Here is a 12,620-nt window from a genome sequence, read left to right as displayed (position 1 = left end):
CGATGATGCAACCGCCGCCGAAGAAGCGGCGGGTGGGCATGATCGTGGGCATCGTGGGCGGCGGCGTCGGAGCGGTCGTCGCGATCGTCGTCGCCCTCGCGCTGATCGGGGCCAAGGCCGAAAGCGGCTTCCCCGAGGCGAAGATGATGCTCACCCTGCCCCGGGTGCTGCTGGACGAGAAGTACAAGCTCGTCGAGGACCTCTCCGACTCCGAGGGCCGCAAGATCGAGGACGAGGCGGACGGCGCCTGGGACGCCAAGGTCACCGACGCCGTCGTGGGCCGCTACAGCCCGGGCGGCGACGAGACCAAGGGCACGCTCGTGGTGTCCGGCATGTACGGCCGGTTCAAGCACCCGGACCTGATCCGGCGCAACATGCTCAAGGGCGCCGGTGAGGCGGACGGCGTGCAGATCGCCGGCCCCGCGAAGGAGATCACCCCGTCCGGCGCGGGTGCCACCGTCAGCTGCGAGGTGCTCGTCCAGAAGCAGTCGGCGGTGACCCTCACCTACCCGGTCTGCGCCTGGGCGGACGACAACACGGCCGCGGCGGTCGCCGAGATCGGCCGGGACGCCTTCACGAACAAGGCCTCCGACGTGGACCTCGACACCGCCGCCGCGAACGCCCTCAAGGCCCGCTCGGAGATGATCAAAGCGATCGGCTGACCTCCGGCACCTCCTGGGGCGGGAACGACGTCCGCAGGGTGAAGGCGTACGGCGTCGGGCCGTGCGCCCTCAGGTGCACCAGCCGCTCCTCCGCCTCGGCGACCGTGGGCCGATGGCCGGCCGGCACCCACCACAGGGCGGTCATCGCCTCGGTGATCCGCTCGAACCTCCCCCAAGCTCTCAACTTCGTTCGAGCAGGGGGGACCCCCTCCGCCGCCGGGCCATCAACTCCCGGTGCTGCCCCTGATACATGAACGCGGTGAGCGCGTTCGTGTCCCGCCACACCGTCATGTTGAGGATCAGCCAGTCGTCCCCGAAGACCGACACGTCCGTGGCGTTCCCGGAGTCGCTCTGCAGCCGCCAGACGAATCCGTCGGCCGCGTCCGCGACCGCGTTCACCGGGTCGAGCGCGTCGACGAAGTCCTTCAACTCCGGTGAGTCCAGGGGGAACTTGAGTCGGGAGATGTTGACCTGGGCGAGTTCGTGCGCTGCGGATGCGGTCATGACCGAACGGTAGGTCGGTGGTCCCGGCCCGCGGTACCCCCCGTCTCACAGGCCGAGAACCGCCCGCATCACCGCCTTCGCGATCGGCGCCGCGTCCCCGCCGCCGCTGATGTCGCCGCGGTCAGCAGCGGCGTCCTCCACCACCACCGCGACCGCGACCTCGGGCTCCAGGTCGTGGTCGCCCTGCGCCCAGGAGACGAACCAGGCGTACGGCGTGCCGGCGTTGCCGATGCCGTGCTGGGCGGTGCCCGTCTTGCCGCCCACCGTGGCCCCCCGGATCGCGGCGTTGGCGCCGGTGCCCTCCTTCACCGCGTCGGTCATCAACTCCCGCATGCGCACGGCCGTCGCCGGGTTCATGACCTGGTGCAGGGGGCGGGAACCCGTCGTCGTGACCGTCTCGCCGCCCCTGCGGACGGTCCGGTCCACCAGGTACGGCTCCCGCAGCTGCCCGCCGTTGGCGACGGCCGCCGCGACCATCGCCATCTGCAGCGGCGTGGCCCGCGTGTTGTACTGCCCGATCGACGACAGCGCCAGCTGCGCCCGGTCCACCTGGGTGTCGAAGGTGCTTTGCGCCACCGAGAAGGGGATGCGCAGGCTCGTGTCGTTGAAGCCGAAGGACTGGGCCATGGTCGTCATGGCCTCCACCCCCACGTCCACGCCGAGCTTCGCGAACACCGTGTTGCAGGACCACTCGAAGGCGGCCCGCACAGAGGCGTCCACACAGTCGTCGGACTCGTTCGTCAGCCGCGTCCTCGTGCCGGGCAGGGTGTAGGGGTCGGGGGAGTCGGTGGGCGCGTCCAGGTCCTCGACCACACCCGAGTCCAGCGCCGCCGCCGCGGTGACCACCTTGAAGGTGGACCCCGGCGGATACGTCTGCCTTACGGCCCGGTTGAGCATCGGCTTCTCCGGGTCCTGGTTGAGCCGGGCCCACGCCGACTTCACCGGCTCCCCGTTCCCGGACAGCTCGGCGGGGTCGTAGGACGGGGCGGACACCAGCGCCAGGATGCGGCCGGTCGACGGTTCCACCGCCGCCACCGCCCCCTTGCGCCTGCCCAGCCCCCGGAACGCCGCCTCCTGCGCGGCCCGGTCGATGGTCGTGACGACGTTCCCGGCCTGGCTCCGGGCCCGCGAGACGTCGTCCCACAGGGGCAGCGGCGCCAGCATCGGGTCGGTGCCGGACAGGATGCCGTCCTCGGCGTGCTCCAGGAACGTCGTCCCGTACTCCTGCGAGGCGAAGCCCGTGACCGGCGCGTACAACGGCCCGTTCGCGTACGTCCGTTCGTGCCGGAGCTGCTCGCCGGTGTCCCGGGAGCCGGTCACCGCGATGCCGTCGACCAGGATGTCGCCGCGCGGCTGTGCGTAACGGGCGATCGTGGGGCGGCGGTTGGCCGGGTTGTCGTCGTAGGAACCCGCCTGGAAGACCTGGACCCGGGCGGCGTTCACGAGCAGCGCCACGAGCAGCAGGGCGCAGAAGGCGATGGCGTGCCGGATGTACCTGGTCATGGCGCGACCTGGCCGTCGTACTGGCTGCGGGCCGAATCGCTCACCCGGATCAGCAGCGCCACCATCGCCCAGTTGGTGACGACCGAGGAGCCGCCCTGCGCCAGGAACGGCATCGCCATGCCGGTCAGCGGGATCAGCCCGGTCACCCCGCCGGCGATGACGAACACCTGGAGCGCCAGGATCGAGGCGAGGCCGACGGCGAGCAGACGGCCGAAGGGGTCGCGCAGCGCCAGCCCGGCCCGGTAGCCGCGCTCCACGAGCAGCCCGTACAACAGGAAGATCGCGGACAGTCCCGCCAGTCCCAGCTCCTCGCCCGCCGTCGCCAGGATGAAGTCCGACTTGGCGGCGAAGCCGATCAGGACGGAGTGGCCGAGGCCGAGCCCGGCGCCCAGCACCCCGCCCGCCGCGAAGGCGAACAGGGACTGGGCGAGCTGGTTGGGGCCCAGGCCCGCGTCGATCGTGGCGAACGGATGCAGCCAGTCCTGGAACCGGCTGTGCACGTGCGGCTCCAGCCAGCCGACGGCCACCGCGCCGAGCACGGCGAGCAGCAGGCCGACCGCGATCCAGCCGGTGCGGCCGGTGGCCACGTACAACAGCACCACGAACAGGCCGAAGAACAGCAGCGAGGTGCCGAGGTCCCGCTCCAGGACCAGCACGCCGACGCTGATCAGCCAGATGGTGACGATGGGTCCGAGGACGCGGCCGGTGGGCAGCTGGACGAACCAGACGCGGCGGCCCGCGTAGGCGAGCGCGCTGCGGTTGGCCGCGAGGTAGGCGGCGAAGAACACCGCGAGCAGCAGCTTCGCGAACTCGCCCGGCTGGATGGAGAATCCGGCGACGCGGATCCAGATGCGGGCCCCGTTCACCGCCGGGAAGAGGATCGGGAGGGTGAGCAGGGCCAGTGCCGCGACGACGCAGACGTAGGCGTAGCGCTGCAGGATCCGGTGGTCGCGCAGGGCCAGGACGACCACGATGAACAGCCCCACACCGAGCGTGGACCACACGAGCTGGGCCGGGGCCGCGCGGGCGCCGGGCGTCTCCAGGTCGAGCCGGTAGATCAGCACCAGGCCCAGGCCGTTGAGCAGCACGCCGATGGGCAGCGGCAGGGGATCGGCGTACGGGGCCCGGACGCGCACCGCCACGTGCGCGAGGAGGGCCAGCACGCCGAGCCCGGCGCCGTAGCCCAGGGCGCCGGGCGGCACCGTGCCCGCCTTCGCCAGGCCCACGGCGCAGTAGCCGTACACGGACAGCAGGACGGCCAGCACGATGAGGGCGAGTTCGATGCCACGGCGCCGGGGGAGACGTACGGCGGGCGCGGTGGTCCGCGCCGCTGCCACGGTGGTTCCGGCCTTGGTCATGTCCGGAACTTACCTAAATGGGGCGGCTTGTATGCCTCGCCGCAAGCGCCAGCGTGGCGCGCCCTCGGACGGGTCAGCCCTAGCCGTCCTCCTGAGGCAGCGTCAGCGTGGCCATCGCACCGCCGTCGGCGGAGTTCGCGAAGGTCAGCCGGGCGCCCAGCACCTCCGCCTGGCCCAGCGCGATCGTCAGCCCCAGCCCGTGCCCCTTCGCCCCGCCCTCGGTACGGAAACGCTGCGGCCCGTGGTCCACCAGATAGTCCGGATAGCCGTCCCCGTGGTCCCGCACGGTGACCACCGGCCCGTCCACCGTCAGCACCACCGGACTCCCGCCGTGCTTGTGCGCGTTGGCGACGAGATTGCCGAGCACCCGCTCCAGCCGGCGCCGGTCGGTCTCCACCCGCGCGTCCCGTACGACCCGCACCTCGGTGTCGGTCCCCGACGCCCGCACCACCCGCCGGGCCAGCGCGCCCAGCTCCTCGGCGTCCAGATCCAGCTGCTCCCGGCCGGTGTCCAGCCGGGAGATCTCCAGCAGGTCCTCGGTGAGCGTGCGCAGCGCCGCCACCCGGTCCCGCACCAGCTCCGTCGGCCGGCCCGGCGGCAGCAGCTCGGCCGCCGCGTGCAGCCCGGTCAGCGGGGTGCGCAGCTCGTGCGCCACGTCCGCGGTGAACCGCTGCTCGCTCAGCAGCTTGCTCTGCAGGCTCGACGCCATCGAGTCCAGCGCGGCGGCGACCGCGGCCACCTCGTCCGGCGGGCGGGTCGTGTCCTTCGTACGGGGATCGTTCACGCGGGCGTCCAGATCGCCCGCGCTGATCCGCCGGGCCACCCGTGCCGTGCCGTGCAGCCGCCGGGTCACCCGGGTCACCGCGAACGCGCCGACCAGCAGCGTCGCCCCGATCGCCAGTCCCGACGACCACAGGATCGCCCCGTCCAGCCCGGCGATGGTGCGGGCCTGCTGCGAGTAGTCGATCTCCACCGCCAGCGCCCGGCCGCCGTCGGCCGGCCCCGCCGCCCACATCGTCGGCCGGCCCCGGTACGTGGCCACCATCGTGCCGCGCTCCCCGGTCAGGGTCAGCTTGCGCAGCGGCGCGGGCAGTTCCGCCGGATCCACCCGGGCGCCCGGCAGCAGCGCGTCCCCCGCCTGATACGCGTCCGTCACGTCCGACAGCCGGTCCAGCGCCTGGTCGCGGGCCTGGCCGACGGTCTGGTCGGTCACCGACACATGCACCAGGACGCCGAGCAGCGCGGCCAGCGCGCAGCACATCACCGTGATGAACGCGGCCGCCTTCGCCGCGAGCGTCCCGGCCCACTGGGGGAGCGGGGGTCTCATCGGGGGCTCGTAGAGGAAGAGGCGGACGAGGCGGACGAGGCGGAGGAAGCGGAAGGGGAGGACGAGGCGGACGCGCTCGGTGCCGGTGAGTGCCTGGACTGGCCCGTGCGCAGGAACTCGTCGCGGGAGAACACCATCGCCCGCTGGTCCGGGTCCCAGGCCCAGGTCGTGCGGTACTCGTAGCCGGAGGTCCCCGCCGGGGAGCGGACGATCACCGAGCGGCCGGCCAGCTCGACGCCGAGGACCGCGTCGTCGTTGGCCATGACCTGGACCAGCCGCCCCGACTCGAAGGTGTACACGCGCACGGCCGTCTGATTGGTGGGGTACAGCCGGAAACCCAGGGTCATGTCGTCCCGGCCGTCACCGGTGAGGTCCCGGTAGTACGGCCGCAGCAGCGGGCACTTCGCGCGGTCCCCGCCCCGCTCGCAGTCGTCCAGCCGCCGGGCCGTGTCGCGGTAAGCCGCCTTCGCGCCGTCGTAGTCCTCGGGGTGCGCGGCGATCTCGGCCCGGACGACGGCGACGGGATCGACCTTGTGGATGTCGTCGTCCGGAGCCTTGATCCCCTTCACGGTCTCCGTCTCCCCCTCGTCGTACGGCCAGGCCGGGCTGGACGCCGGCCGCAGATCGGGCCACAGCTTGACGGGACTGACCGCGGTGGGGGTCGCGCCGGCGCCCTGCAGCCCGCCCGTGTCCCCGCAGGCCGCCGCCGTCAGCGTCAGCAGGGTGACGGCGACGGCGGTGCGGGCGATGCGGGCGATGCGGTGGGTGCGGGTGGGACGGCTGACGAGCACGTGACTCCTGTGGCCTGAACGGTTCGGTGGCCCCACCCTATTCGTCCGGAGAAACGGTTATCTCGCTACTCGCTCGGGTGGGTGACGCGGCGGATGCCGGGGGCCGGACCGGTACCCCTCATTCCGCCAGCTCCTCCAGGAGCCGGGCCGTCGACAGGCCCGCGCGCAGGTACTCCACGAACAGCTCGTTGTGCAGGGCCCAGGGGGAGCGGCGGGACCGGATGAGCCGGATCGCGTCGTCGGCGGGGCGGCCGCGGCGGATCAGGGTGTGCGCGACGACCAGGCCCGACCGGTTGTAGCCGTGATAACAGCGGACGAGCACCTTGCGGCCCGCGTCCAGCGCGTCGCCGGCGGCCTGGGCCAGCCGCATCACCCCCGCGAGCTGGGTACCGTCCAGCGGGCCGTCGGGAATCGGCCACACGTGGTGCTCGACGCCCGGGTCGGGCCCGTGCCCCGGGAGCCTCAGCAGCGTCTGCACAAGATCGAACTCATCCCGTACGACGGCCAGTTCCAGCTGTCCCGACTGCCCGGCGAACTCGTGCCCACCCATCCACAGACCGGGCACGATCTCACTCCACGGACTGCCCGGAGCCGGTACGTCGGGCTGCTTCCTGCGGGTCCGCAACGACGCCTCCCCAACTCCGCCACCCAACCGCTCTCAAAGGTAACCGGGTTCTTGCCCCCGGAGCACCCCGCCTGTTCCCATGGTCGAGGGGTGATGGCAATGAGCGGACTGCGCGTCGTTCCGGCCTGGCGGCACGGCCGGGAACGGCTGTACGTCTGCCGCACGGACGGCAAGAACGTCGCCTGGTACGACCGTGAGGCGGCCCGGGTCAACCTGCTCAGCGACGATCGCCGGGAGGACGTACTGGAGGCGCTCGGCCCCTTCCTGACGGGCCCGGTGACGGTGGGACCACCACCGGTGCCGACCCCCGCCGAACTGGCCCGCCTCTCCCTGCACCCGGACGACGACCTGGCGCCCAACCGCCCCGGCGAGGCGCTCCTGATCGCCCTCGACCGGGACCCCGGCCCCGCCCACCGGCTCCGCCCCGACCCGCGGCGCCGCGCCCTGCTGGCCGAGCAGACCGTGGGCGAGGCGCTGGACCGGCTCGACGGCGTCGGCTGGCACACCCTGCACTCCCTCCCCCTGCCCGGCGGCGACCGCATCCACCACCTGCTGATCGGCCCCGGCGGCCTGTACGCCGTCCACACCCTCTACGCCCGCAAGCAGCGGGTCCTGGTGGCCGACCCCATGGTCACCGTCGGCCGCCACGAGGCGCGTCCGCTGCTGCGCCGGGTCCGGGCCGACGCCGACCGGGCGTCGTACGCACTGGCCGCCGAGGTCCACCCACTCCTCGCCCTCGCGGGCCCGGCGACCCTCGTGACCAACGCCGCGCCCCGCGAGACCCGCGTCCTCCAGGACACCGAGCTGCCGGGCCTGGCGCGGCTCGGGGGCGTACTGAAGCCGGCGGACGTCGAGGCGCTGCATGCGATGGCCCGGGACCGGAACACGTGGTTGCGGGTGTGAGGAGCCGGGTGGCCGGGGTGGCCGGCTGCGTGGCGTGAGGGCGTCGGCTGGTCTGTCGTGTGTCGTGAGGGTGCCGATCGGGCCGGCGTAAGCCGTGTGGGTGTCGGCCGGTCTGCCGTGTGCCGTTCCGGGGGCCCGTGTGCCGCTACGGCACCGTGCTCGCCCGCCCCCGCCGCGTCCCGCCTACGGCACCGTGCTCGCCCGCCCCCCGTCCAGCAGCGGGGCCAGTAGGTCCCCGTAGTCCTGCAAGCGCGCCCCCACGTCCCCCGCGCGGAACACCAACTGCCCCGCCCCCCGGCACTCCTCGACCTCCTCCCAGGTGACCGGCGTCGACACGGTCTGCTCCTCCCGGGCCCGCACCGTGTAGGGCGCCGCCGTGGTCTTCCGCGCGGCGTTCTGGCTCCAGTCCACGAACACCTTCCCGGGCCGCAGACTCCGCGTCATCCGGTGCACCACCAGCCGTGGCATGGCCCGCTCCGCCGCCACGGCCAGCCCCTTCGCGTACTCCGACACCCGCTCGGACGAGGCCCCCCGCACCCCGGCCAGCAGATGCAGCCCCTTCGCCCCGGACGTCTTCACGTACGCCTCGATCCCGTCCCCCGCCAGCCGCTCCCGCAGCCACAACGCGACCTCGCAGCAGTGCACGACGGTCGCCGGAGGGCCGGGATCCAGATCGAGGACGAGCCGGTCGGCCTCCTCGGGCGCCCCGACCACCCACTGGTGCGTGTGGAACTCGGTGACGAGATTCGCCGCCCACATCAGCGAGGCCAGATCCTGTACGAGCACCATCCGCGCCGGGCCCTCCGAGCGCGGCACCTCGGCGGTGGTGACCCACTCGGGCGTACCCGGCGGCACGTTCTTGGTGAAGAAGACCTGCCCGTCCGGCCCGTCCGGGTAGCGCAGGAAGGACACCGCCCGGTCATGGAGGTGGGGGAGCAGCGCCTCGGCGGTGGTGGCGTAGTAGTGCAGCAGCTCGCCCTTGGTGAAGCCGGTCGCCGGATACAGCACCTTGTCCAGGTTGCTGAGCGCGATCCGGCGCCCCTCCACCTCTGTGATCGGCGTCATACCATGAGAATCCCATGAAATAGCCCCTCATCATCCGAAACCAGCTGATTCCAGGCTGATAACGATCGGAAAGGTGCTGCACGTGCGATCCATCTGGAACGGCGCCATCTCCTTCGGCCTCGTCAGCATCCCGATCAAGCTGGTGAACGCCACCGAGAGCCACTCGATCTCCTTCCGTCAGATCCACACCGAGGACGGCGGCCGCATCCGCTACCGCAAGGTCTGCGAGCTGGAGGACCGCGAGGTGAGCCAGGACGAGATCGGCAAGGGGTACGAGGACGCGGACGGCACGATCGTCCAGATCACCGACGAGGACCTGGCCCACCTCCCGATCCCCACCGCCCGGACGATCGACATCGTCGCCTTCGTCCCGGCCGACCGGATCGACCCGCTCCAGATGGACGCGTCGTACTACCTCCAGGCCGGCGGCGCCCCGGCCGCGAAGCCGTACACCCTCCTGCGGGAGGCGCTGAAGCGCAGCAACAAGGTCGCCATCGCGAAGTACGCCCTGCGCGGCCGCGAGCGCCTGGGCATGCTGCGGGTGGTGGGCGACGCGATCGCCATGCACGGTCTGCTGTGGCCGGACGAGGTCCGCGCGCCCGAGGGCGTGGCCCCCGACGTGGACGTCACGGTCCGCGACAAGGAACTCGATCTCGCGGACGCCCTGATGGACACCCTCGGCGAGGTCGACCTGGCGGACCTGCACGACGAGTACCGCGAGGCCCTGGAGGAGGTCATCGCCGCGAAGGCGGCCGGCGAGGCACCCCCCGAGGCCCCGGCCCCCGCGGCGGCCGGCAAGGTGCTCGACCTGATGGCGGCCCTGGAGAAGAGCGTGCGCGCGGCGAAGGAGTCGCGGGGCGAGGCGGCGGAGGCGGACTCGGCGGCGGCGGCGGCCGAGGCCGAGGCCGAGGTCAGACCGTTGCCCCAGCGCCGTACGACCACCCGTGCCACTCCGAAGGAGACGGGGGGCAAGAAATCGACGTCCGCGGCGAAGAAGACGGCGGCGAAGAAGACGACCGCCTCCGCGAGCAAGTCGACGGCGAAGTCCACGGCGAGGTCGACGAGCAGGTCTGCGGGGAAGTCCGGCGCCGGGGCGGGCACGGGATCCGCGTCCGCGTCCGCTGCCAAGAGCGCGGCCAAGAAGGCGACGACGGCGAAGAAGACGACGGCGGGCAAGGCGACGGCCAAGAAGGCGACGCCTCGCAAGCGGACGGCGTGACTTCCGGATGCGGACCGGTTCCCGTCGGCTGATCATGAGAGGCGTGCCGTCCGGGCATCCGGGGCGGTCCACAATCCGCCGCGGGCGGGCGCGATCCGGTCCGGCCCCAGTCGGCTTCACCCCATCCCTCTGGGCCGGAAACCCCTGATCGCTCCGCCCGCGACGGACGTCGAGGCGACCTCCTTCGCGCTAGCCCTCAAGCAATATCGGCGTCCCCGTTCCCCCGGTCCCCCCGGAGCGACCGGAGCGGCCGGAGCAACCAGGGCGAGGACGGGACGAGAGGGTGTACGCCCCCTCCGTGACGTGCCCCGCGGGGCTCGCGTACTCGCCGTCCGCCGCGTATGCGTCGTCCTCCTCGTACTCCTCGTACTCCGCGGCGTCCGCCTGCTCCGCGTCGGAGGCCGCCGGGTCCTCGTAGCCGCTGCCCACGACCACGTCGGCCACGGCCGGCTTGCGCAGCAGGAGCAGCGCGGCGTCGTCGTCCAGCCGACCGCCCACGTGGGCCAGCAGATCATCGTGCAGCGCGGTCAGGGTGCGCGCCGGCTCTTCGCAGACGTGCCGGGCCAGCCCCGAGGCGAGCGGGTAGAACTCACGGCCGTGATCGCGGGCCTCGGTGACCCCGTCCGTGTAGAGGAGCAGCTGGTCCCCGTCGGAGAAGGGCAGTATCTGCAGGCTCGGGACCTCGCCGGAGAGGGCGCGCAGCCCGAGCGGCGGGGCGGGACGGGTCGGCTCGACGGCCACGACGTCGGAGCCGCGCACCAGCAGCGGGGGCGCGTGACCGCAGTTGACCATCTCCAGCCGCCCGGGACTGGGGTATCCGGCGACCACGGCGGTGACGAAGTCGTCGGGGCCGAGGTTACGGGCGAGGCTGCGCTCGATCCGGTCGATGACGGCGAGGAGATCGGGCTCGTCGTAGGCGGCCTCGCGGAAGATGCCGAGCACGAGGGCGGCGGTGCTCACGGCGGGCAGCCCCTTGCCGCGCACGTCGCCGACGATCAGCCGGACGCCGTACGGGGTGGCCACCAGCGCGTACAGGTCGCCGCCGATGCGGGCCTCCGCCGCGGCGGCGCTGTAGCGGACGGCCACCTGGAAGGGGCCGACGGCCGCCGGTACGGGCTTGAGGAGCGCGTGCTGTGCGGCCTCCGCGACGGACCGGACGGCGGCGAGCACCCGCTCGCGGCGCCGGCGCAGCATGCCGGCCAGGGTGCTCGCCAGGGTGACGGCCACGAGGGCGGCCACCACGACCGCCAGATTGCTGCCCGGAGCGTTGTCACGGATGCCGATCACGGCGCCCAGCGCCGCGGCGAGCAGCCCGACGCAGAGGACTCCGCGCGGCCCGTTGGTGGTGGCGGCCAGCGCCGGACCGGCGGCGAGCAGCGGCATCCAGGTCATCCCCGTACCGGAGACGATGTCGACGACCACGACGACGGAGACGATCAGCACCGGAAGCACAGGCATACCGGCCGCCAGCTGGGCGGCGGTGCGCTTCCGGGCCGCCGCGCAGGCGCGCGCCGACGCGATGTTCGTACCTGCTCGCTTCCTGAACGGCTGTATCAGTGGGCCGTGGCCACCGTGGTCTCGGTCCTTGCTCATGTCTGGTCCGCAGTCCTCACCTGTGCGCGGCGATGCGCTCCCGAAATGTCCGATAAATTCAGATAAGAGGTTCGCGGCGACTCTCTCAAGGAGAGGATTTTCAAATAATGAGCAGCAGGCCTCTGACCAGGCGGTTTTTTGCTCACCCGGTGAGCGAAAGGCTCCTGGTCACGCGGTCCGCGGTCGCGATCAGCCGCGACCGGACCTCCTCCAGCCGGGAGGCCCGGTCCGCGCGCAGGGAGACACCGAGCGAGCCGAGGGTGTCTCCGCGGTACACGGGTACGGCGACGCACACGGTGCCCAGCGAGTACTCCTCCAGGTCGGTGACCGCCGGGGCGAGGGGCTCGGTTTCGAGCCGCCGGAGCAGTTCCGGGCGATCGGTGATGGTCCGGGGGGTGAGGTCGGCGAGGGAGTGCCGGGAGAGATAGTCCTGGCGGGCGTCCTCGTCCAGCTCGCGCAGCACGGACTTGCCGAGCGCGGTGGCGTGCGCGGCGTCCTCGAACCCGACCCACAGGTCGACGCGGGGAGTGCGGGGACCGTCGACGATCTCGGCGACCCGGATCTCGCCCTCCTCGTAGAAGGTCAGATAGGCGGCGGTCGAGAGTTCGTCCCGCAGCGCGGCGAGCGTCGGCCGCACCCGGCTGAGCAGCGTCTGCCCCTGCCCGGCGGTGTGCAGCGTCTGCACCTTGTCCCCAAGGACGAACCCGCCGTCGTTCAGCTTCCGCACGTATCCGTCGTGCACCAGCGTGCGCAGCAGGTGATAGGCGGTGGCCAGCGGCAGCCCGGTCTCCCGCGCCAGCTGCTTGGCCGGCGCCCCGTTCTCATGCGCGCTCACCGCCTCCAGCAGCCGAAAGGCCCGCTGCACGGAGCTGATGAGCGTGGGCCCGGAGTGAGCACCCATAGAGACAGGGTGCGCCGGGCCCCGACCACAGGCAAGACAGGCGGGGTGAGCTGCGCGGATGCCGACCGCGAAAGGCTTCAAGGTGACCGGGCGCGCACCGCCCTGACCACGATCGACGAACCGACCGCAGAACCAGACGCACCAGAGGCACCACACACAGCCGCAAGAC

Annotated in this window: 11 protein-coding genes and 1 pseudogene; 3 read left to right on the top strand and 9 right to left on the bottom strand. The window is 72.5% G+C overall.

The annotated features are described in order from the left end of the window. Positions 1–662, top strand: a 662-nt coding sequence (locus IPZ69_RS44165; protein ID WP_235460553.1) for a hypothetical protein, incomplete at its 5' end; no start/stop codon positions are given. Here IPZ69_RS44165 and IPZ69_RS44160 read toward each other — a convergent pair. From IPZ69_RS44160 to IPZ69_RS44135, 6 genes and pseudogenes are all read right to left on the bottom strand, one after another. After that, positions 646–1,166 (bottom strand): annotated as a pseudogene (locus IPZ69_RS44160) (DUF3291 domain-containing protein). The gene IPZ69_RS44165 and the pseudogene IPZ69_RS44160 sit on opposite strands and share 17 nt — an antisense overlap. 45 nt (positions 1,167–1,211) lie before the next feature. After that, positions 1,212–2,669, bottom strand: a complete 1,458-nt coding sequence (locus tag IPZ69_RS44155; RefSeq protein ID WP_235460552.1) for a penicillin-binding transpeptidase domain-containing protein — start codon at positions 2,667–2,669, stop codon at positions 1,212–1,214. Next, complete coding sequence (locus IPZ69_RS44150) at positions 2,666–4,027, bottom strand: FtsW/RodA/SpoVE family cell cycle protein (protein ID WP_235460551.1); 1,362 nt, start codon at positions 4,025–4,027, stop codon at positions 2,666–2,668. The genes IPZ69_RS44155 and IPZ69_RS44150 overlap by 4 nt, the downstream gene beginning before the upstream one ends. Positions 4,028–4,106: 79 nt before the next feature. Continuing rightward, positions 4,107–5,354 carry a sensor histidine kinase gene (locus IPZ69_RS44145; RefSeq protein WP_235460550.1) on the bottom strand — a complete coding sequence of 416 codons (1,248 nt, stop codon included), beginning with the start codon at positions 5,352–5,354 and terminating at the stop codon, positions 4,107–4,109. Then, positions 5,351–6,145: a hypothetical protein gene (locus IPZ69_RS44140; RefSeq protein WP_374296015.1), complete on the bottom strand. Its 795-nt coding sequence runs from the start codon at positions 6,143–6,145 to the stop codon at positions 5,351–5,353. Before IPZ69_RS44140 ends, IPZ69_RS44145 begins: the two co-directional genes overlap by 4 nt. A gap of 118 nt (positions 6,146–6,263) precedes the next feature. Next, positions 6,264–6,770 carry a protein-tyrosine phosphatase family protein gene (locus IPZ69_RS44135; protein WP_235460549.1) on the bottom strand — a complete coding sequence of 169 codons (507 nt, stop codon included), beginning with the start codon at positions 6,768–6,770 and terminating at the stop codon, positions 6,264–6,266. Positions 6,771–6,869: 99 nt separating this feature from the next. Here IPZ69_RS44135 and IPZ69_RS44130 point away from each other — a divergent pair, with 99 nt between their 5' ends. Continuing rightward, on the top strand, positions 6,870–7,673 hold the full coding sequence (locus tag IPZ69_RS44130) for a nuclease-related domain-containing protein (protein ID WP_235460548.1): 804 nt from the start codon (positions 6,870–6,872) through the stop codon (positions 7,671–7,673). Positions 7,674–7,856: 183 nt separating this feature from the next. Here IPZ69_RS44130 and ligD read toward each other — a convergent pair whose 3' ends face one another. After that, entirely contained in the window at positions 7,857–8,738 is an 882-nt protein-coding gene (gene ligD / locus IPZ69_RS44125) for a non-homologous end-joining DNA ligase (protein WP_235460547.1), read from the bottom strand. Between the two features lie 82 nt (positions 8,739–8,820). Between ligD and ku the strand changes: the two genes are divergently transcribed. Further along, positions 8,821–9,957 (top strand): non-homologous end joining protein Ku, encoded by a 1,137-nt coding sequence (ku, locus tag IPZ69_RS44120; protein WP_235460546.1) that lies wholly within the window; start codon positions 8,821–8,823, stop codon positions 9,955–9,957. Positions 9,958–10,146: 189 nt separating this feature from the next. Here the strand turns inward: ku and IPZ69_RS44115 are convergent, their stop codons facing one another. Both IPZ69_RS44115 and IPZ69_RS44110 read right to left on the bottom strand, forming a co-directional pair. Continuing rightward, positions 10,147–11,415, bottom strand: coding sequence for a PP2C family protein-serine/threonine phosphatase (locus IPZ69_RS44115; RefSeq protein ID WP_445330186.1), 1,269 nt, complete (start codon positions 11,413–11,415; stop codon positions 10,147–10,149). Between the two features lie 277 nt (positions 11,416–11,692). Further along, positions 11,693–12,451 (bottom strand): IclR family transcriptional regulator, encoded by a 759-nt coding sequence (locus tag IPZ69_RS44110; protein WP_235460545.1) that lies wholly within the window; start codon positions 12,449–12,451, stop codon positions 11,693–11,695. Positions 12,452–12,620 lie beyond the last annotated feature (169 nt).

The sequence above is a fragment of the Streptomyces olivochromogenes genome, assembly GCF_021538895.1.
GTDB lineage: Bacteria > Actinomycetota > Actinomycetes > Streptomycetales > Streptomycetaceae > Streptomyces > Streptomyces olivochromogenes_A.
Note: the sequence above shows the minus strand (reverse complement) of the source record. Positions and strands in the feature narration are given on the sequence as shown.